We start from the raw sequence: 21,268 nt of genomic DNA, 5'->3' as shown, positions 1-21,268 counted from the left end.
ATGCCAAACGACACCTTTTCTCCCACGGCCGGCTCGCCCGCGGCATCCGCGCCGCCTGCCACCTCGCGAACCTTGCGGCGGATCATCGTCGCCTCCGTCCTCGGCAATGCGCTCGAGTGGTACGACTTTTTTCTGTACGGCACCGCCGCCGCACTGATCTTCGGACCGCTGTTCTTCCCGCTGCACGGCGACCCGCTACTCGGCACCCTCGCCGCTTTCGCCGGCTTCGCGATCGGTTTTCTGGCACGCCCGCTGGGCGGCATCGTGTTCGGCCATATCGGCGATCGCCATGGCCGCAAACGCGCGCTCGTCGTCACGCTGATGATGATGGGCGTGGCGACCTTCGGCATCGGCCTGCTGCCGACGTTCTCGCAAATCGGCTTTCTCGCGCCCACCGCGCTCGTGTGTCTGCGCGTCGTGCAAGGTATCGCGTCGGGCGGCGAATGGGGCGGCGGCGTCCTGCTGATCAGCGAGAGCGCCCCGGCCAATCGGCGCGGCTACTATGCGGCGTTCAGCCAGTTGGGCGTGGCGGGCGGCTTCGTGTTGTCCGCGGCCGCGTTCTATCTGGTGCAGCGCCTGCCGCTCGAGAGCTTCATGTCGTGGGGCTGGCGCGTGCCGTTTCTTGCGAGCGTGCTGATTTTCGGTGTCGGCGTATACATTCGCCGGCGCTTGCCGGAAAGCCGCGACTTCAGGGCCGCCAAACCGAAGCACCTGCCCGTGCTGACGGTGCTGCGCAATCATCCGAAACAGGTGCTGCAGGCGATGGGGCTGCGTGTCGCTGAAAACGGCGGGACCTATATCTTTCTTTCGTTCGTGCTGGTGTACGGCAAGACGATCGGCGTGCCCGTTTCGGTGATGCTCGGCGGCGTGATGATCGCCATGCTGCTCGAACTCGCCACGATCGTGTTGTGGGGGCGACTGTCGGACGTGATCGGGCGGCGGCCGGTGTATATGATCGGCGCGCTCGGGCTGGTGGTGATCGCGTTTCCGGCGTTCTGGCTGATCGACACGCACCAGCCGATGCTCGTGTTCCTGTCGCTCGCGCTGGGCTTGCCGTTCTGCCACGCCGCGATGATCGGCACGCAACCGGCGCTGATGGGCGAACTGTTCCCCACCGAAGTACGTTACTCGGGCATGGCGCTCGGCCACGAGATCGCTTCGGTATTTTCCGGCGGACTCGCGCCGCTCGTCGCCACCGCGCTCTATGCGAAAGTGCGCGCGCCGTGGCCCGTCGCGCTGATGCTGATCGGCTTCGGCCTGATTACCGCGCTCACGCTTCTGACGATTCCTCGCAACACCGGCGCCACGCACGATTGAGCGGCGATCCGCCATCGGGTGACGGCTGCCGTGTCTCGCCGTGTCTCGCCGTGTCTCGCCGTGGCTCGCCGCGCCGCAAGGCGCGCGTGAACGTGCGCGGCTCGTGCAGCGCGCGTACCGTCCCGGCGGCACGGTGGCGACCCACCGTGCGAGCGTCCGCACGATAACCCCTGCAAGGAACCCAACCTCATGTCCGACACCTCAACACCGCCGCTGCGTGTTCTATTCTGCTGCGGCGTCACGCAGAATTTCTTCGACCTGCCGCGCGAGCGGATCGGTGAAGTCTGGCAGGCCTACGGCAAGATGCTGGCCGCGGTCGAATCGATGGCAGGCGTCGAGGTGCTCGGCATCATGGACGACGACCGCCTCACCGTGGGCCATGCCGACAACTCGCCGTGGACCTTCTACATCATGGCCGACGTGCGCGATTTCGACACCGCCGCGGCGGTGTGCAATCTGTACCGCACTACGCCGGTGGGCGAATACAACCTATGGCGCTACGGCAAGATCGAAGCGCGTGTCGGCCGCGCGTTGCAGGTGCCGCCGCAACATGCCAACCTGCCCTGAGCGTGCCGCAATGACCGCCACCGCTGAAACGCTCGCCACGTTGACTGAACGGCTTACCGCGCTCGAAGCCGAAGCCGCGGTCCGCCGCACGATGGCGCGTTATATGTCGCTATGCGACGTGCCGTCCGGCGCGCTCGAAGGCGAGACGCTCGCGGCCCTCTTCACCGCCGACGCCATCTGGGAAGGCATCGGCCCACAGTATGCGAGCAAGTTCGGCCGTCTGACGGGCCACGCCGCGATCCTCGCGATGCTCACGCGCTACCTGCCGCCGTCGCCGCATTTTTCGGTGAACGTGCACTTCCTCACCTCGGAAACCATCGACGTGCGGGGCGCGAGCGCAAAAGGCCGCTGGATCATGCTGCAGGCCTCAGGCTATGTCGATGCGCGAGCCGAGCTGATTTCGGCACGCCTCGAAGTCGATTTCGCGCCGGCCGCCAACGGCCGCGACTGGCTCATCGCGCACTTTCGCACCGAGCGCCTGTTCGACGCGCCGTGGCAAGTCAATGCAAGGAAACCGAATCCATGAACGAGTTTATCCAGCGCCTGTCGTTAGGCGGCGCCGGGCCGAGCATCGCGATCAAGGACACGATCGATATCGCCGGCTACCCCACCACCGCCGCGAGCCGCGCACTGGCCGATGCGCCGCCCGCCCGACGCCACGCTGAAGTCGTCGAACGATTGCTCGCGGCCGGCTGGCGCATTGCCGGCAAGGCGAACATGCATGAACTGGCGTTCGGCATGACCGGCATCAACGACTACACCGGCACGCCGCGCAATCCGCAAGACGCCACGCGCATTCCGGGCGGATCGTCGAGCGGGTCGGCGGCCGCGGTCGGATTGAAGCTTGCCGACGCCGCGCTCGGCACCGACACCGGCGGCTCGATTCGCGGGCCCGCCGCATGCTGCGGCGTGATCGGCCTGAAACCCACCTTCGGGCGCGTGTCGCGAGTCGGCGTGGCGCCGCGGGAATCCACGCTCGATTGCGTCGGGCCGTTTGCGCGCGACATGCGCATGCTCACAGCCGCGATGCTCGCCATCGCCCCGGACTTCGACGCGAACGCCGCGCACGCGTGGCAAGGCGCGTGCAGAGTCGGCATTGTGCAAGCCGACGCAGCGGCCGATATCCGCGAAGCCGTCACGCTCGCGGCCGACACGGCCGGCTGCAGCACGCACACGCTGCCGCTCGCCGGTCTTGCAGCCGCTTTCGACGCGGGCCTTGCCGTCATCAATGCCGAGACCTGGCGCGCGTTCGGCCATCTGGTGGCAAGCGGGAAAATCGGCGCGGATCTCGACGCGCGCCTGCGCGCGGCGGCCAACACCACCGCCGCGCAGCTCGAAGCAGCGGAACAGGTGCGCCGCCAATTCACGGCGGCAGTCGACCACGCGCTCGACAACGCCGACGTGCTGATTCTGCCCACGCTGCCCGCCCTGCCCATCACACTCGACGAAGCACGCGGCGGTATGTCCGTGATCGCGATGTCGTCGCTGATCCGGCCGTTCAATCTGAGCGGCCATCCCGCGTTGAGTTTGCCGCTGCCTGTTCAGGGCTCGCCGCTCAAGGCGGGATTGCAGATCGTCGGGCGCAAGGGGCAGGATGAGCAGGTCTGCGCGATCGCAGCCCGTTTCGAAGCCGCGCTCGCCGCTTGAGTCGTGTGTCGACTCATGTGTTGAGCCATGTGTCGGGCCGTGTGTTGAGCCATGTGTCGGGCCGCATATCGAGCCGTCTTTCGGGCCGTGTTTCGAGCCATGCGTTGAGCCATGTCTCGAGCCATCTGTCGATTCACGGCTCGCGTCACGTGCGTCGAACCGCTGCCACAGCGGCCGTTCTATCCGGAGTGCAAGCCATGCAGAAAAGAGTCGTTCTTGTCACCGGCGCCGCGCGCGGGCTGGGCGCCGCGATTGCCGCGCGCTTTCATGCGGCGGGTTACGCGGTCGCCGTCGGCGATATCGCGTTCGATGCGGCGCAAGCCCTTGCACGCGATCTGAGCGCCGACGGTTCCAGCGCATTCGCACTGAATCTCGACGTCACCGCGAAAGCCGCTTTTAGCGCGGCGCGAGACGCGCTCCTTCAGCGCTGGGGACGAGTCGATGCGTTGGTCAATAACGCGGGCGCTTCCAAAGTCGTCCCCGTAATGGACATTACCGCCGAGCAGTTCGATCAGGTGGTCAACGTCAACCTGCGCAGCGTGCTGTTCGGTTGCCAGGTGTTCGGCCAGCATTTCGCCGACACGGGCGCGGGCCGTATCGTGAATATCGCGTCGCTCGCGGGACAGAACGGCGGCTCGGCAACCGGCGCGCACTATGCGGCTGCGAAAGGCGGGGTGATCACGCTCACCAAGGTCTTCGCGCGCGATCTCGGCGCAGCGGGTGTCACCGTCAACGCCATTTCGCCCGGACCGCTGGATCTGCCGGTCGTGCATGAAAGCGTCGCGCCCGACAAACTGAAGGCGGTGATCGACGTCATTGCAGCGGGACGTCTGGGCTCGGCCGCTTACGTCGCCGATGTCGCCGTGATGCTGGCGGCCGAAAATGCTTACTTTGCAAACGGCGCATGCTGGGATCTGAACGGCGGGCTGTTCATGCGCTGACGCTAAAAGCCGCCTCGCGCCACGGGCGGCACCTACTCAATGCGCGTCGACGGCCTTCACGCTGATCGACCGATCGCTGGCAATGAGCTTGCGCCATTCAGTCTCGATGCGGTGGGACAGGCGTGCGGTCATCGAGCCTGTTCGTGTGTCGCTGAAGGCGAGGCCGGCAACGGGCTGTCAATTCCTAACGCATGGTGTTCGCGCCGCGCCAGTGTGGGCGGCAATACGCACGCGCGCCGTGCCGCCGCGGCGAGGTAGTCCTGCGGCGCGAACAGACCCAGAACCTCCGGCACCGGCTCCGACGCGGCGAAGTCAGCATCCGGGTCCGCCGCGAGCGGGCCAAAGACGTCTTCCATGAAACGCGCACCGGACAGCAGCGCCTCGATCGAGCCGATGTGCGGCGCCTGGACAGCCGCCGGTGCGTCGTGATGCGAAGCCGGATGCACGCCCTCTGAGAACGCGGGCTGCGCTTCCCAACTTCCCGCAAGCGAAGCATGGGGATCAGAAAGTGCGCGGCAATACTGCGCGTGCAGCGCCTCGATCAGATCGGCGGCGCCATTGCTTTCATCGCCTCGTTCCCAGCGCGACACCCTGTCTTCGGAGGACAGCGTTGTGCCGATCAGACCGAAGACCGCATGGCTTCCTCGTGGGTTGTCGTCAAGGCTGTATTCGGGATCGGCTTCGCACGCGCGCGATTGTTCGTCATTGGGCGGGTGGGCAAGGCGCGTGTCTCCCGGCCGCTGCCATTCCGGTTGCGTTGGGTCCGGTTGAATGCGCGTGGACGCGTTGACGTCACGCCTGATTAGTCTGCCTACCCACATGTCATTGTCCGAACTTTCCTGATTGGCGAGATTCGCATTCTAAACGCAACTTGCGAGCATCATTCCATTGCCCATTTAATATAACCCTACTCCGATGACGCCTCCTATTTTTTTGATAAGCAATCAAGAAAATAGATTGCGATACTTTTACAAAATTTCACAACTACCACGCATTTTATAGAGCGAGAGCTAAATCGTATAAATTTCGTAAAAACAATTATTTACACATCCACGATCGGACAAGCAGCGCTGCTTTTACAGAGAAAAATCTCTATCCCTCACCGAATTTTCGCAACGTTAGCCATTTGCAGTTTTTTTAGACCTACGTCAATTGACGGGTAACGCGACTCATCGTTTAATAGAATCCTGACGGATTTATTTCAACCGGCGACTTCAGTTCCACCGGAATGCGATTTCATTTAGTCAAAATAAGTTGAGCAGGCTATATCGATAGTTACGGCTGCCATTTGTGCAAATCAGCAATTGCGTTGCCCGTCTACGGTTGAAAGCACAACACCAATAGCAGATTCAGAGAAACCACATGACGATCTCGCGTCAGGCACTTTTCGGCAAGCTTGGCACCACGCTGTACAGAAGCATCGAGTCGGCCGCCGCCTTCTGCAAGTTGCGCGGCAACCCGTATATCGAACTCGTGCATTGGCTGCATCAGCTGCTGCAACAACCCGATTCGGACCTGCACCGGATCGCGCGGCACTGGGGTATCGATCGTGACACGCTCGATCGCCATATGGCGCGCGCGCTGGCCGCCCTGCCCGCGGGCGCCAGTTCGATCAGCGATTTTTCCCATCATGTCGAATCGGCGATCGAGCGGGCCTGGGTGTTGGCCACCCTCAGCTTCAACGACCGGCGCATTCGCGGTGCGTGGCTCATCGCCGCACTCGCGCAGACGCCGCCATTGCGGCGCGTGCTGCTTTCCGTCTCACCGGCGTTCGGCAAGCTGCCGGCCGAAGGTCTGAACGAATCTCTGCTGGCATGCATAGACGGGTCGCCCGAAGCTGTTGAAGCACCCTACGACGACAGCGACTTCCTGCCCTCGGTGCCAGGCGCGCCTTCTCATGCCTTTCCCGCGCCATCCAAAGCTTCGCCACTCGAACAGTTCTGCACGGATCTGACCGCGTGTGCGCACCGTGGCGAAATTGATCCGGTTATCGGGCGTGAACTGGAGATTCGCACCATGGTCGACGTGCTGCTGCGCCGGCGGCAAAACAATCCGTTGCTGACCGGCGAGGCGGGCGTGGGCAAGACAGCCATCGTCGAGGGGCTCGCGTGCGCCATCGCCACCGGCGACGTGCCGCCCAGGCTGATCGGCGTGCGCCTGCTGAATCTCGATGTGGGCGCGCTGCTCGCCGGCGCAAGCATGAAGGGCGAATTCGAGTCGCGTCTGAGAAGCGTGCTGGAGGGCGTGTCGAAGTCGGCCGGCCCAGTGATCCTGTTCGTCGATGAAATTCACACGCTGATCGGTGCGGGCGGCCAGGCCGGCACCGGCGACGCAGCCAATCTGCTTAAACCCGCACTCGCGCGCGGCTCGATTCGCATGATCGGCGCGACAACCTGGGCGGAATACAAACGCCACATCGAAAAAGATGCCGCGCTTACCCGGCGTTTCCAGGTCCTGCAGGTGCCGGAACCGGAAGAAATGGCGGCTATCCACATGGTGCGCGGTCTCGCCAGAACGTTCTCGCGGCATCACGAGGTCGTCGTGCGCGACCAGGCGATTCGCGCGGCGGTCACGCTGTCGCATCGATACATTCCTTCACGTCAACTGCCGGACAAAGCCATCAGTCTTCTCGACACCGCGTGCGCGCGTGTCGCACTGTCCCAGCATGCGCCTCCGCGAGAACTGCAGCACGCGCGTCAACGCGTGCAGGCGGCTCGCGTCGAATGCGAGTTGCTCACCGCGGAATCGCGCGTCGGGCTCGATGCCGGCCGCGCGCTGGCGGCGGCCCGGGCGCGCATCGATGAACTCGTCGCCGCCGAGGCGCGCATCGACGCGCGCTGGAAAGCGCAACGCGAGGCGGCGCAAGCCTTGTTCGCCGCCCGTGAGGCACTCGGCGTGGATCACGGCGCGCCGCAATCGGACACGGGCAACGAGGCGCCCGCATCGCTTCAGCCGCTCAAGGATCTGGAGCGCGCCCTCACGCAGTTGCAAGGCGACGCGCCACTGGTGTTTCCGGAGGTGAGCGAAGCAATCGTCGCCCAGGTCGTGTCGGATTGGACGGGCATCCCCGTCGGCCGCATGGTCACCGACGAAGTGGCCGCCGTGCGGTCGCTGCCGGCCACGCTCGCGGCGCGCGTGATCGGCCAGCCCGATGCCTTGCGCCAGATCGGCGAGCGGGTGCAGACCGCGCGCGCCGGGCTCACGGATCCGAACAAGCCGCTCGGCGTATTCCTGCTCGCGGGGCCGTCCGGTGTCGGCAAGACCGAGACGGCGCTCGCACTCGCCGAGGCGCTCTACGGCGGCGAGCAGAACCTGATCACCGTCAATATGAGCGAGTACCAGGAGGCGCATACCGTTTCCGGACTGAGAGGCGCCCCGCCCGGCTATGTCGGTTATGGCGAGGGCGGCGTGCTCACCGAGGCGGTGCGGCGCCGCCCCTATTCGGTCGTGCTGCTCGACGAAATCGAGAAGGCCCACCGCGACGTGCATGAGATGTTCTTCCAGGTCTTCGACAAGGGCTATATGGAAGATGGCGACGGCCGCTACATCGATTTCCGCAACACGACGATTCTGCTCACGAGCAACGCCGGCGCGCAACTGACTGCAAGCCTGTACGCCGATGCGTCGCTCGCGCCCGATGCCGACACCTTGCGTGAAGCCCTCACGCCCGCGCTGCTCGCGGCGTTTCCCGCGGCATTTCTCGGCCGCGTCACCGTGGTGCCGTACCGGTCGCTCGCGCACGAGTCGCTTGCGCACGTCGTGCGGCTGCATCTGGAGCGCGTTGTCGCGCGCATGGCCGACGTTCACGGCATTGCACTTGTCTACGGGCGGCAAGTGGTCGACTACATCGTCGGCAGGTGTCTGGTCCAGGAAACCGGGGCTCGCGTGCTGATCGGATTCATCGAACAACACGTGCTGCCACGTCTTTCCGCGCTATGGCTCGACGCATTTTCGTCGAAACGGCCCATCACGCGCATTGAAATCGATGTCGTGGACGCGAGCGCGCCCCCCGTCGCGGCGCTCGCTTTGCGGTGCACGTACGCGCACGCCCCGGCAGACGCATCCGCCGCCGAGTCACACACCGTATCCGTCGAGCAGCTTGACTGAACGCTGCCGACTCTTCACCACCGTCACGGAGACCTCAATGTCCGTTCCCAGCAGTTCGCAGAAATTCATCGCGCTCAATCGGGCGCCACGTGTGCAGATCGAGTACGACGTCGAAGTCTACGGATCCGAGAAGAAGGTCGAACTGCCGTTCGTCATGGGCGTGCTGTCGGACCTCTCCGGCCAGCCCCGCGAGCCGCTGCCGCCGGTAGCCGCGCGCGGCTTCCTCAATATCGATATCGACAATTTCGATGAACGGATGAAGGCAATCGAGCCGCGCGTCGCCTTCACGGTGCCCAATACCCTTTCTGGCGAAGGACAGCTGATGGTCGATATGACCTTCGAGAGCATGGAAGACTTCTCGCCTGCGGCCGTCGCCCGCAAGGTTGATTCGTTGCGGCAACTGCTCGAAGCCCGTACGCAGCTCGCGAACCTGCAAACGTATATGGACGGCAAGTCCGGCGCGGAATCGCTCGTCAACCGGTTGCTGCAGGACCCGGCGCTGCTGAAATCGCTTGCGGCCACACCGAAACCCCGGGCTGCGAACGCAACCGGCGACGCAATGGAATCTTCGGACGCGACCATCTGATCGACCGGATAGAACAGTTCTGAGGGACATGACATGGCAAGACAGCAAACGCACGCGGCCACCGCGGAAATCGCTACGCAATCCGACTTTACCCAGTTACTCAACCAGGAATTCAGGCCGAAAACCGACCAGGCCCGCGTGGCCGTCGAACACGCCGTGCAAACGCTCGCCGAGCAGGCATTGCTGCAATCGGCCACGATCAGCGACGACGCCTACAAGAGCATCGAGGCGATCATCGCCCAGATCGATCACAAGCTTTCCGAGCAGATCAACCTCATTCTGCACCATGACGAGTTCCAGAAACTGGAGTCCGCCTGGCGCGGCATGCACCATCTGGTCGCGAACACGGAAACCGACGACCGTCTGAAAATCCGCTTCATGGATGTGTCGAAAGACGAGTTGCGGCGCACCATGAAACGCTATAAAGGCATCGCCTGGGATCAGAGCCCGCTGTTCAAGCAGATCTATGAAGAAGAGTACGGCCAGCTTGGCGGCGAGCCTTACGGGTGCCTCGTGGCCGACTACTATTTCGACCACACGCCGCCCGACATCGATCTGCTCAGCTCAATCGCCAAGGTGGCCGCGGCGGCGCACACGCCGTTCATTTCCGGCGCGTCACCCGCGGTCCTGCAGATGGAGTCATGGCAGGAACTCGCCAACCCGCGCGACCTGACCAAAATCTTCACGCAAAACCTCGAGTACGCACCGTGGAACTCGTTGCGCAATAGCGAAGACGCACGCTATGTCGGTCTTGCGATGCCCCGCTTCTTAGCCCGGCTGCCCTATGGCGCGAGGACCAATCCCGTCGACGAGTTCGATTTCGAAGAGGACACGAACGGCTCCGATCACCGTCGCTACGCGTGGGCCAACGCGGCCTATGCGATGGGCGTGAATATCAACCGTTCGTTCAAGCTGTATGGCTGGTGTTCGCTGATCCGCGGCGTGGAATCGGGCGGGACGGTCGAGAATCTGCCGTGTCATTCATTCCCCACCGACGACGGCGGCGTCGACATGAAATGCCCGACCGAGATCGCGATCTCGGACCGGCGCGAAGCGGAGTTGTCGAAGAACGGTTTCATCCCCTTGATCCACCGCAAGAACACCGATCATGCGACTTTCATCGGCGCGCAGTCCTTGCAGAAGCCGGCCGAATACTACGACGCGGACGCCACCGCGAACGCGAATCTATCCGCGCGCCTGCCCTATCTGTTTGCGTGTTCGCGCTTCGCGCATTACCTCAAGTGCATCGTGCGCGACAAGGTCGGCGCGTTCAAGGAACGCGAGGAAATGCAGCGTTGGCTGAACGAGTGGGTCATGCATTACGTCGACGCGGACCCGGCCAACTCATCGCAGGAAACCAAAGCGCGGCGCCCGCTCGCCGCGGCGGAGGTGGTGGTGGAGGACGTGGAAGGCAACCCCGGCTACTACCAGGCGAAGTTCTTCCTGCGTCCGCACTTCCAGCTCGAAGGGCTGACGGTGTCTTTGCGCCTCGTCGCGAAACTGCCGTCCATCAAGGAAGCGGCGTGACTGGGACATCCGGGCGCGGGTTTCTGGAGGCGGACCGTGTCGGCGCTCCATGAAAAGGTGTGTGCCCAGGTGTCGAGCCGCTTCCCGTTCGTGATTTTTAACCGCTTGCGATCCGATTCAAGACGTTGATATGACCGATCAAAATTTCGATGTCGATGCTGCGGTCAGGCATCTGAACGCTCACGCCCATGCGGATTCCACTGGCCGATGCGCGGCCTACGTCAGGCAGGCGCTTGCAGCCGGCGGAATCGTCATTGCCCAGGGGCCGGCAGTCAATTACGCGAAGAATTACGGTCCGGTTCTGCGCGAGCACGGATTCGTCGAGGTCTCCTCGAGCGAGCTGATTACGCCGCGCAAAGGGGACACGGCCGTCATCCAGCCCTATCCCGGCGGCAATATCGCCGGCCATATCACCATGTACAACGGCCAGCGGTGGGTCTCGGACTTTCGCCAGAACGATATGTGGGGTGGCCCCGGCTATCGTCAAAACAAGCCTGCGTACAAGGTGTATCGGTGGCAGGAGGCGCAATGATCCGATTGCGGGCGTGCGCATTGGCGGCGATTGCCTGGGCTGTGCTGGGCCTGCATCCGGCCCTTGCACAAAGCGCCGATTCGGCGAAGCGGTTTCTGCAAAGCGTCTACGGCACCTATACGTTCAACGGCGATCCTCCCGGCATCGAAGCGTCGGGTTCTCACGCCATTGCCTCACCTTCGCTTCTGCAGTTGATCGGGAAGAACCAACGGGCGTTAAAGGGAGAGGCCGGCTATCTGGACATGGACCCGGTTTGCCGTTGCCAGGACTTCGATGTGAAGACGACCCGCATCGATATTACGGTGGCAAAACGCCGCAACGCGACAGCCGTCGTTTCATTCACGAACTTCAAGGCGCCGCAAAAGGTGGAGCTCAAGCTGGTTTGGGTCCGTGGCAGATGGCTGATCGACGACATCAAAGGCGGCGACGATCGGCGCAGCCTTCGTGAGGCGCTGCAGGCGGAAATGGCGGATGTAACCAGGCACTAGTGCACAGCAGACTTTAGTTATTCAACTCGAAGGAGTTTTAGATGGCACAGGACATTTTTCTCAAGATCAACGGTATCGATGGCGAATCACCGGATGCGTCGCACAAGAACGAGATCGAGGTGAGGAGCTTTGGCTGGCGAGTATCCCAGCAAGCGAACATGCACGCGGGCTCCGGTGGCGGCGCAGGCAAGGCCACGGTCGACGACCTCGAATTCGAGCATCTCGTGGATCGGGCAAGCCCGAACCTGATGAAGTACTGCCTGACCGGCAAACACGTCGACCAGGCGGTGCTGGTTGTCCGCAAAGCCGGCGGCAACCCGCTCGAATATCTGAAGTTCACGATGAGCGATGTGATCGTGACTCAGGTTCATCCGTCCGGCAGCAACGCCGACGAAGGTATTCACGAGCACGTTCGCCTCTCGTTCGCGAAGGTCAAACAGGAGTACGTGGTTCAGAACGCACAAGGCGGCAGCGGCGGCGCCGTGACAGCCGGTTACGACATCAAGGGCAATAAGGAAACCTGAGCCGACTTGCCGGTCGCCGTGCGTCGCCCGGGCAGGCTCTGGCCTGCCCGGACCTTGCCGGTGTGCTTCCCCGCGGCGTTTCAATCGCGCCTCTTTTTGCGTTGCCCAATGCGCCTGTTCACCCACGTTATTGCCCTCGCCCTCGCCTTTGTCTTTGCCTGTGCGCTGAGCGCGTGCGCCAGCGGCGAAACGAAAACCGATAAAGCAGCCCTCAAGCTCGACCTGTCGGTTGTCGCGTCCGCCGGTGTCAATCCAGACGACCAGAAGCGCGCGGCGCCGATCGTCATACGCGTCTATGAATTGAAAACCGATGGCGCATTCACTTCCGCCGACTTTTTTTCCTTGCAGGACAAGGACAAGACCGTCCTCGCCGACGACCTCGTCACGCGGGCGCAGTTCCAGTTGCGGCCCGGCGAGAGCAAAACCATCCGGACGAGAGCCGATCCTGCCACGACCGTCGTCGGGGTACTCGCGGCCTATCGGGATCTGCCCAACTCGGTATGGCGCGCGGTCTATCCGCTGCCGGCGGCGCCCAGGGCGGTGTGGTATCGCGCCTCGCCCGAACTGAAACTGACGATCGATCTTGAACCGAATGCAATCAGGATTACCGAGACTAAATAGTGGAATGAACGCATGAACTGGCACAACAAGGTGGTCTGGAGCGAGGGGCTTTTTCTGCGCCCGCAGCTTTTCCAGCAACAGGAGCGCTATCTCGAACATTACGCGCACAAACGCGCGGCAACGCTCTCGCCGTTTTTCTTCGGCTTCAGTCACTACAGTCTCGATAGCGAGGCACTGGCGCTCGGCAAGGTGATCGTGAAGTCGGCCGGCGGCGTGTTCGCGGACGGCACGCCGTTCGACACGCCCGGCAGCACGTCCCCGCCCGCGCCGCTCACCATCCGCGCGGAACACCTGGATCAGCTCATCTATCTCGCTGTGCCCGTGCGTGTGCCGAACAGCGAGGAGACGACGTTCGACGACGCCGCTGACTCGCTCGCCCGCAATGTCGTATTCGATACCGAACTGCGCGACACGAATTCGATCGGACAAGGGCCGAAGACTGTGCAGTTGTCGAATCTGCGCCTGCGGCTCGTACCGGAGAAGGAGTTGACCGATGCGTGGATCGGGCTGGCCCTCACTCGTGTCAAGACGATTCATGCGGACAGCAGCATCGTGCTCGACGAAACATTGATTCCGCCGGTGGCGGGCTACGGGGCAAGCGAGCTGCTCGCGAGCTGGCTCGCGAAGATTCACGAACTCACGCGCCTGCGCGCAACGGCGCTCGCCACCCGGCTGACTGGCGCGAACGGCAACGCCGGCACTACCGCGGAAGTCTCCGACTATCTGTTGTTGCAAACGCTCAACCGTTACGAGCCCTTGCTGCAGCATCTGCGCCGGGTGCCGACCACGTCGCCGGCCGACCTTTACGCGCTGCTGCTGAGCATGGCGGGAGAGCTGTCGACCTACGTGCGCACCGATAGCCGGCGCCCGCTCGACTCCCACCCGGCTTACCAGCACACCACGCCGCACCTTTGTCTGAAGCCTCTGGTGGACGACACGCATCTGCTGCTCAATGCGGTGCTGGTGCGCAGCGCACAGAGCATCGCGCTGAAGGAGCTGGGGCATGGGATGCGCAACGCGGTGGTCGATCCCGTCGACATGCGCGGCTTCGCCGCCGTGGTGCTCGCGGTGCACGCGGCGATGCCGCCAGACCTGCTCCAGCAACAGTTCGCCGCTCAGGCAAAAGCCGGCCCGTCCGAGCGGCTGCCTGACCTGGTGCGTGGACATCTGCCGGGCATCGCGCTACAGGCGTTGCCGGTGCCGCCGCGACAGATCCCGTTCAACGCGGGCTTCGTCTACTACGAACTCGCCCGTAGCGGTCCGTTATGGGAAGAAGTCGCGCGGCACGGTGGACTCGCCCTGCATGTCGCCGGCGAGTTCCCGTCGCTGAAGCTTGAACTGTGGGGCGTGCGCGGTTAGCGCGCATGAGCCGTATCAAGCAACGCGCACGGGGCATGCCTCAAGCCAGGGCTGCGACGAAAATCCAGAGAATAAAGGTCAGTCAGTGAATTCAGACGTAGCGAACCGTGCGGGCGAGCCTGACCGCTGGTCAGGCAGCGAGGGCGGCATGCACGCTCCCTTCCCGGAGGGCGCGCCGGGACAAGCGGCTCCTCGAAGCGCGGGCGCGGCGGCGTCCGGCTCGACTTCTCATCGCGATGTGCCGCCGGGTGAATCGATCGAGGAGCGCCTTGCGGCCGTCCGAACATCCCGCAACCCGTTGCTCGAGGCCGCCCGCCCACTGCTGCGGGCGCTCGCGGACCTCCCCGACCAGCTGGAACAGGAGGGCGTGGAACAGCTGCGAGTTCTGCTGAGCCAGGAAGTGCGGCTTTTCCAGAAACTCTGCGATCAGAGCAACATCCGGCGCGATCATATGCTCGGCGCGCGTTATTGCCTGTGCACGGCACTCGACGAAGCCGCGATGCAAACGGTATGGGGCAAAGGCGGAGAAACCGGCGTCGAATGGAATACTAACGGACTTGCCACGCTCTTTCACGAGGACCGGCAAGGCGGCACCAAAGTCTATCTGTTGGTCGGCCGCTTGATGAGCGAGGCGCACGACCATCTCGACCTGCTCGAACTCATTTACCGGATTCTCAGCCTGGGCTTCGAAGGCCGCTACCGCTACGAGGCCGATGGACGGCGCAAACATGAGACCGTGCGTCAGCGGCTCTATAACGAGATCATGACGCGGCGCGGGAGTCTTGCCGTCGCGCTATCACCGCACTGGCAATCGCGCGTGAAGAGCAATCGCGTGTCGTTCTTCGACTTTCCGGTCTGGATCACGCTGACCGTTCTGTCAGTGATCCTGATCGGTCTGTTCGGCTATTTCAAATACGAATTGCTGAACCGGAGCGCGCAGGTGCAAAAACAGATCGCCGACATCGGGCGCATGACGCCCCCGCCTGCGCCGCGCACGCTTCACCTGAAGGAACTCTTGAAGGATGAGATTGCCGCACGCACCGTGAGTGTCGACGAAGACGCCCATCACAGTGCGGTGACGTTCCGCGGCGATTCGATGTTCCCGCCGGGCGCCGCCGCAGTGAAGACCACGATGGTCCCATTGATCGCGAAGATCGCGGGCGAGATTGTCAAGGTGCCGGGCAAGGTGACGGTATTGGGTTATACCGACAACCTGCCGATCAGGAGCCGCCAGTTTGCATCGAACGAAGCCCTCTCCGAAGAGCGCGCCACCCAGATCATGCAGATGCTCCAGACGGCGGGCGTGCCGGCGGCACGACTCGAAGCCACAGGAAAGGGGGCTGCCGATCCGGTTGGCAATAACGCTACCGCACAGGGCCGTGCGCAAAATCGCCGCGTCGAAATTACGGTCGCGCAATAGCGGATCAATCAGGCCACTCGGGAAATTCAAGCATGAAGAAGTTGTCGTTTCTGGTGTCGCGCCAGTTCCTTGCTCTCGTCGCGCTGCTGGTCGTCGCGCTGGTGATCTGGTTCGTGGGCCCACTTGTGGCGTTCGGTGGCCTGAAGCCGCTCGCAACCGCCGGCATGCGTGTGCTGGTGATCGCACTCATGCTGGCGGGTGTGCTGCTGTGGCTGGCAGGCTGGTCCGTCAGTGTCTTACTCGTGGCGCTACTGTGCCTGCTGATCTGGCAGGCCTCGCCGCTCCTCGCGCTCGGCGGTGAACAACCGTTCGTGCCCGCTTCGGCGCGCCTTGCCGCGATTGCGATCGTGCTGGCGCTGTTCGTCGCGTACTGGGCCTGGCGGCTCTGGCAGAAAATGCGCACCGACGCGCAATTCCTCAAGAGCCTGCTCGAATTCGGCGGCAAGAAGGAACAGTCGCCCGCTGCGGCCCAGCTGGAAAACGTGCAGGCGATCGTATCGACCGCGCTGGCGCGACTGAAGGCGATGCGCACGGGAGCACGTGGTATCGGGCGTCTGTTTCAGGGCAAGCGTTACCTGTATGAACTGCCGTGGTACATCACGCTCGGCTCGCGGGGTTCCGGTAAAACCGCCGCCTTGCTCAATGCCGGACTGTCGCTCCCGCTGGCGGCGCAGATGCAGCGCACGGTCGGCGCGCGCGCCGGCACGGAGTCCGTCGACTGGTGGCTGACCAACGACGCCGTGCTGATCGATACCGCGGGGCACTACACGCGTCACGGCACCTCACGGCATGGACAACTCGCGTCGACGCTCGCTACGGTGACGGGAAACGCCGCCATGGCGAAGACCGCGTCGAAGAATGAAGCCGCGAACGCGAGGGGCAAACCGGCCGTCTCGTTCTCCACGCCGGCCGCTGCCGCCACGGTCCCCACCGCTCATCATCCGGATGCGAGTCTGTTGCACGAGACAGCGGATGCGGCCGAGTGGTTCGGTTTTCTCGCGCTGCTGCGCAGGCACCGGCCTCGCGCGCCGATCAATGGCGCGATACTGACGCTGGAGCTTGCCGCGCTGACGAGTCCGGACGACACCGCGCGCATGGCCGAAGCGGCCGCGTTGCGCGGCCGTCTCGCAGAGCTGCGCGAAACGCTCGGGATCCGCTTTCCGGTCTATCTGGTCGTGACGAAAATGGACCGGCTGCCCGGCTTTAGCGAATACTTCGCTTCCTTGACGGCGGAAGGACGAGCCCAGCCCTGGGGATTCACGCTGCCCTACGGCAAGGAGACCATTGCGGCCCAAAGCGTCCAGGCTCGCTGCGAGGAGGAACTCGGCCTGTTGACCCAGCGTCTGGCCGACGGCGTCAACACGCGTTTGCAGGACGAGTTCGATGCCGCCCGGCGCCGCGAGCTTGTCGCGCTATCCGAGGAATTCGCGGCGCTTTCCCGACCGCTAGGCGAATTGATCGAACGCGTGTTCCTCGATTCACGCTACGACGATACCCAGCTTCACGCCACCCTGCGCGGCGTGTATTTCACGAGCGCGATGCAGGCAGGCGACGCACTGGTCGCCGAGCGGCGCACCATCGCACAGCGGCTGGCAGCGCCGCTCGACCGGGCCGCGGGCATGCGGGCGGGCAGCACGGCGGGCAATCAGAGCTACTTCCTGCACGATCTGCTCACCAAAGTCGTCTTCGCCGAAGCGCGGCTCGTGCGGCCCAACCTGCGCTGGGAATTCCGATTCCGGCTGCTGAGGCTGATCGGCCATACGCTCGCCGCACTCCTCTTCGCATGGCTCGCAATCGGCCTGCGGCTCGGCTTCGGCCACAACAGTGACTATCTTTCCCTGATCGGCCGCAAGACGCAGACGCTGGCCGCGAAGGTCGCCCAACTGTACAACGAGCCGAAACCCGAAGCGATTCCCGATACGCTCAGCGAGGCTAGCAACCTGCCGGCCTTCCCCGGCCTCGACCTGGCGGACCCGGATAGCGCGTACCGTTTCGGCCTTTACACGGCGCCCGGCGTCGTCACGGAAAGCCGGCACACCTATGACGTGCTCGAAGACAACCTGCTGCTGCCCCAGATCGTCCGGCGTCTGGAACATGTCATCTCGCAGGCCGTGGCTGACAAGGATTCGAAGGCGGCTTATGACGCGCTACGCGTCTACCTGATGCTCTACGACAAGGCGAAATTCCACGCCGATGACGTGAAAGCCTGGGTGCTCGACGACTGGTCGCACACGGATAGCGCAGCGGCTTTCGGTGGCCGGGCCTCGATGATCGAGCACGTTGATCAGCTCTTTTCCGGCAGCCGTGTGGTTCAGTCACCGTTGATCCGCAACGACGCACTGGTGCAGCAGGCGCGCTCGTTTCTCGATGCAAGCAATGCCACCGAACGTCTTTACGAACGGGCCAGGACTTCAATGCAAAAGGAAGCGCCCGACGAGTTCACGCTGATCCGCGCGGTCGGGCCGCAAGCGGGACTCGTCTTTACGCGTGCGAGCGGAACGCCCCTCTCGCGCGGCGTGCCGGGGCTTTTCACCTTCGATGGATACCGGCAGCTGTTCGACAAGCGCCTGACGGAGTTCGTCGAAGCCGCGCGCGACGACGACGCCTGGGTGATGGGCCGCTCCTATCTCGGCGAGGCTCAAAAAAAAACGGCTGAATTCGTCAACGTGGCGGCCGGCGCCGACGATCCGCTCACGGACGCCATTCGCCGGCAATATCTGACGGAATATGCGCGACAGTGGGATGCGTTTCTCGGCGACATCCGCACCGTCAGCGGAACCAGTCTGCAGTTCGATCTGCAGGTGCTGCGCAGCTTCGCGGCGCCGGATTCGCCGCTTGCCCGGCTGGCGCGCGCGGCGGTGCGCGAGACCACGCTGACGCAAGCCGCCGCCGCGGCCGACGGCTCCCTCCCGCCAAAGGCGACGGACACGTTAGGCCAGAAAGCGGACAAGTTGCTCGGGATACGCGCCTCGGAAATCATCGAACGCGAACTGGTCGACAGTCACTTCGCCGCGTTGCGCGAGGTCGTGACGGGCAATGCGGATGGACAGGGCACGGCGCAGGCGGGCACCGCGCAAACCGGCAAGACCGGGCTCGACGGCGTGGCGAACCTGCTGAACGACCACTACACGTCGTTGACCGTCGCCGAGAACGCCCTCACCAACAACAGCATGCCGCCCGCGAGCGACACGGCCGCGAAACTCAAGATGGCCGCCAATACCCTGCCGCCGCCGCTTCGCGCCGTCTTGCTGGCGCTTGCGGGCGACGGCTCGCGCGAGGTGAATCAGGGCATCGGCCAATTGCTGTCGCGCCAGATGCAGGCGGTGGTCGGCGACACCTGCCGCCTGACCATCGAAGGCAACTATCCGTTCGCGGCCGACAGCAGGCGCGAAGTGCGGATCGACGACTTCACGCGCGTGTTCGCGCAGGGCGGTGTCATCGACGACTTCTTCACGAAGACGCTGTCGGCGTTCGTGGACACGTCGGCAAAACCCTGGCGCTACAAGACGTTGGCCGGCGCCACGCAGCCTGTCCAGGGTCCGGACCTCGAACCCTTCCAGCACGCGAAGGCGATTCGCGAGATCTTCTTTGCCGACCCTGATCAGAAACAGTTGTCCTGGAAGTCGGAGATCCGGATTCCGGAACTCGATCCGACGATTACGGGTTTGATGATCGATATCGACGGCCAAACCACGCTCTATCAGCATGGGCCGCTCAGGTCGCTGCCGGTGACGTGGCCTGGTCCGCGCGGCGGTGGACATGCGGAGTTGACGGCCGAGCCGCGTATCCGGCCGGAGACCTCGACGCTCGCCGCCGACGGCCCGTGGGCGCTAATGCGGCTGGTCCAGAAAGGCCAGGTCGTGGAGACGACGACACCGGGCCGCATACGTGTCGAATTCGACTTCGACGGTCGCAAAGCGGTACTCGATGTCGCGGGTGTGGGCAGCGTCGCCAATCCCCTCACGAGCGATGTGCTGAAAACGTTCAGGTGCCCGAGTTCAATGCCGATGCTCACCCTCACGGACAGCGGGCCGCCGCCGGGACTGCCGCCAGGGGCTCCGCCCGCGGCGCCGGGCGCGCCCTATTGATCTTCCATGCGATATCGGAGGCCTGCCCCCGTGATGGATGTCATTGCAACAGGATCAAGCGATCAGGACTTCATTGCAGCCAGCGAGAGCGCATGAAAAGCCGATGCATCGACATCATGGCGACGCGGTAGCGGCCTGGTCGCGAAGCCATTGATACCATCCTTCCATGCCCTCTCCGGTTTGCGCGCAGACCTGGAGAATCCGCATCTCAGGATTGACGTGCTTCGCATATTCGATGCACCGCTCGACATCGAAGCGCAAATGGGGCAGCAAGTCGATCTTGTTCAGCAACAACAACGAACAGGCGCGAAACATATGCGGATATTTGAGCGGCTTGTCTTCGCCTTCAGTGACCGAAAGGATCAGCACCTTGGCCGCTTCGCCGAGATCGAATAACGCGGGACACACGAGGTTGCCGACGTTTTCGATCATCACCACCGAATGCAAGGGCGGGTCGAGCTGGGTCAGCGCTCTGGATGCCATCGCCGCGTCCAGATGACAGCCGGTGCCGGTGTTGATCTGCACCACTCGCGCGCCGGTTGCGCGAATGCGCTCGGCGTCGTTGAGGGTGGCCTGATCGCCTTCGATCACCGTCAGCGGGATCGTCTCGCCCAGATCGCGGATCGTGCGTTCGAGCAGCGTGGTCTTGCCGGCGCCCGGCGAACTCATCAGGTTCAGCGCAAGGATGGAACGACCGGCGAGCCAGCCGCGATTACGTTCGGCCAATAGCTGGTTTTTTTCGAGGATGTCGCGTTCGAGGTTGATCGAGGTGCCGTGTTCGCGTTCGTGTTCGTGGTGGTGGACATGGCCGTGCCCATGCCCATGCTCATGCCCATGCCCATGCTCATGCTCATGCTCATGCCCATGCTCATGCCCATGCCCATGCCCATGCCCATGCTCATGCTCATGCTCATGCTCATGCTCATGCTCGTGCTCATGCTCGTGCTCGTGCTCATGCTGGTGCTCGTGCTCGTGCTCGTGCTCATCGTGGTGGCTGTGCGCGTGCGTATGAGCATGCGAATGCGCGCTTGCACTCGCATGAAAATGCCCGTCCACTCGCCGATAAGCAATTCCTGCCGGCCCGCCTACGCCAGCCTTAGCCGCCGACCGCGGTTGCGAGCCCGGGCCGGCGTCTTCCTTACCGGCCCGCGCCTCATCCAGATCGGTGAGCGCAGCGCGCTGCGTAGTCGAGCATCCGCATGTCGTACACATCACACCACCTCCATCTGCCGGATCTTCAACTGCTGACCGGAAATCAATTCGAGATTCTCACTGCCGCACGCACACTGCCCGAACGGCACGTCGAGCGCCAGCGTGGCGCCGCATGCGAGGCAGCGCGCCGCGCCCGGCATCACGACAATATCCAGCGTCGCGCCCTCCACCACGGTGTCTTTCGCGCAGACGTCGAAGCAGAACCGGATCGCCTCCGGCATCACCGCCGACAATTGCCCGATCTCCAGCGTGACGCGCCGCACCCGCGCGCCTTGCGCCTGTTGCGCGCAAATCTCGACGACGCTGCCCGCGATACTCAACTCGTGCACCGC

18 protein-coding genes are annotated in these 21,268 nt (G+C 63.7%); 15 read left to right on the top strand and 3 right to left on the bottom strand.

The window, feature by feature from the left end; translation table 11 throughout:
• From CJU94_RS14545 to CJU94_RS14525, 5 genes are all read left to right on the top strand, one after another.
• A complete protein-coding gene (locus tag CJU94_RS14545) occupies positions 1–1,317 on the top strand; it encodes an MFS transporter (RefSeq protein ID WP_095419282.1) in 1,317 nt (438 codons plus the stop codon).
• A 189-nt stretch (positions 1,318–1,506) separates the two neighbouring features.
• Positions 1,507–1,884 (top strand): hypothetical protein, encoded by a 378-nt coding sequence (locus CJU94_RS14540; RefSeq protein WP_095419281.1) that lies wholly within the window; start codon positions 1,507–1,509, stop codon positions 1,882–1,884.
• A 10-nt stretch (positions 1,885–1,894) separates the two neighbouring features.
• Positions 1,895–2,410, top strand: coding sequence for a nuclear transport factor 2 family protein (locus tag CJU94_RS14535; protein ID WP_095419280.1), 516 nt, complete (start codon positions 1,895–1,897; stop codon positions 2,408–2,410).
• Positions 2,407–3,531: an amidase gene (locus tag CJU94_RS14530; protein ID WP_095419279.1), complete on the top strand. Its 1,125-nt coding sequence runs from the start codon at positions 2,407–2,409 to the stop codon at positions 3,529–3,531. Before CJU94_RS14535 ends, CJU94_RS14530 begins: the two co-directional genes overlap by 4 nt.
• A 197-nt stretch (positions 3,532–3,728) precedes the next feature.
• The gene (locus tag CJU94_RS14525) at positions 3,729–4,472 is read left to right on the top strand and encodes an SDR family NAD(P)-dependent oxidoreductase (RefSeq protein WP_095419278.1); all 744 of its coding nucleotides are present in this window, start codon (positions 3,729–3,731) and stop codon (positions 4,470–4,472) included.
• A 128-nt stretch (positions 4,473–4,600) separates the two neighbouring features.
• Here the strand turns inward: CJU94_RS14525 and CJU94_RS14520 are convergent, their stop codons facing one another.
• Complete coding sequence (locus CJU94_RS14520) at positions 4,601–5,293, bottom strand: TagK domain-containing protein (RefSeq protein ID WP_095419277.1); 693 nt, start codon at positions 5,291–5,293, stop codon at positions 4,601–4,603.
• A gap of 541 nt (positions 5,294–5,834) precedes the next feature.
• Between CJU94_RS14520 and tssH the strand changes: the two genes are divergently transcribed.
• From tssH to tssM, 10 genes are all read left to right on the top strand, one after another.
• A complete protein-coding gene (gene tssH / locus CJU94_RS14515) occupies positions 5,835–8,579 on the top strand; it encodes a type VI secretion system ATPase TssH (protein ID WP_095419276.1) in 2,745 nt (914 codons plus the stop codon).
• 37 nt (positions 8,580–8,616) lie between these two features.
• On the top strand, positions 8,617–9,165 hold the full coding sequence (tssB, locus tag CJU94_RS14510) for a type VI secretion system contractile sheath small subunit (protein WP_095419275.1): 549 nt from the start codon (positions 8,617–8,619) through the stop codon (positions 9,163–9,165).
• Positions 9,166–9,198: 33 nt separating this feature from the next.
• The gene (tssC, locus tag CJU94_RS14505) at positions 9,199–10,692 is read left to right on the top strand and encodes a type VI secretion system contractile sheath large subunit (RefSeq protein WP_095419274.1); all 1,494 of its coding nucleotides are present in this window, start codon (positions 9,199–9,201) and stop codon (positions 10,690–10,692) included.
• A 130-nt stretch (positions 10,693–10,822) separates the two neighbouring features.
• A complete protein-coding gene (locus tag CJU94_RS14500; protein WP_095419273.1) occupies positions 10,823–11,224 on the top strand; it encodes a hypothetical protein in 402 nt (133 codons plus the stop codon).
• Positions 11,225–11,244: 20 nt separating this feature from the next.
• Positions 11,245–11,712 (top strand): DUF3828 domain-containing protein, encoded by a 468-nt coding sequence (locus CJU94_RS14495; RefSeq protein WP_244220835.1) that lies wholly within the window; start codon positions 11,245–11,247, stop codon positions 11,710–11,712.
• A gap of 41 nt (positions 11,713–11,753) precedes the next feature.
• Positions 11,754–12,236: an Hcp family type VI secretion system effector gene (locus tag CJU94_RS14490; protein ID WP_095419271.1), complete on the top strand. Its 483-nt coding sequence runs from the start codon at positions 11,754–11,756 to the stop codon at positions 12,234–12,236.
• Between the two features lie 108 nt (positions 12,237–12,344).
• Positions 12,345–12,857 carry a type VI secretion system lipoprotein TssJ gene (gene tssJ, locus CJU94_RS14485; RefSeq protein ID WP_095419270.1) on the top strand — a complete coding sequence of 171 codons (513 nt, stop codon included), beginning with the start codon at positions 12,345–12,347 and terminating at the stop codon, positions 12,855–12,857.
• Between the two features lie 12 nt (positions 12,858–12,869).
• A complete protein-coding gene (tssK, locus tag CJU94_RS14480; protein WP_095419269.1) occupies positions 12,870–14,216 on the top strand; it encodes a type VI secretion system baseplate subunit TssK in 1,347 nt (448 codons plus the stop codon).
• A 148-nt stretch (positions 14,217–14,364) separates the two neighbouring features.
• Positions 14,365–15,636 carry a type VI secretion system protein TssL, long form gene (gene tssL / locus CJU94_RS14475; RefSeq protein WP_167397536.1) on the top strand — a complete coding sequence of 424 codons (1,272 nt, stop codon included), beginning with the start codon at positions 14,365–14,367 and terminating at the stop codon, positions 15,634–15,636.
• A gap of 32 nt (positions 15,637–15,668) precedes the next feature.
• Entirely contained in the window at positions 15,669–19,724 is a 4,056-nt protein-coding gene (tssM, locus tag CJU94_RS14470) for a type VI secretion system membrane subunit TssM (RefSeq protein ID WP_095419267.1), read from the top strand.
• A gap of 114 nt (positions 19,725–19,838) precedes the next feature.
• On the opposite strand, the gene hypB is transcribed toward tssM, so the two are convergent.
• Positions 19,839–20,936, bottom strand: coding sequence for a hydrogenase nickel incorporation protein HypB (gene hypB, locus CJU94_RS14465; RefSeq protein WP_095419266.1), 1,098 nt, complete (start codon positions 20,934–20,936; stop codon positions 19,839–19,841).
• Positions 20,936–21,265, bottom strand: coding sequence for a hydrogenase maturation nickel metallochaperone HypA (gene hypA / locus CJU94_RS14460; protein ID WP_095419265.1), 330 nt, complete (start codon positions 21,263–21,265; stop codon positions 20,936–20,938). Before hypA ends, hypB begins: the two co-directional genes overlap by 1 nt.
• Between the last annotated feature and the right edge of the window lie 3 nt (positions 21,266–21,268).

It is taken from the genome of Paraburkholderia aromaticivorans (assembly GCF_002278075.1).
In the GTDB taxonomy this organism is placed as follows: Bacteria; Pseudomonadota; Gammaproteobacteria; order Burkholderiales; family Burkholderiaceae; genus Paraburkholderia; species Paraburkholderia aromaticivorans.
The sequence above is the reverse complement of the archived record's forward strand: the minus strand, read 5'-3'. Positions and strand labels throughout refer to the sequence as shown.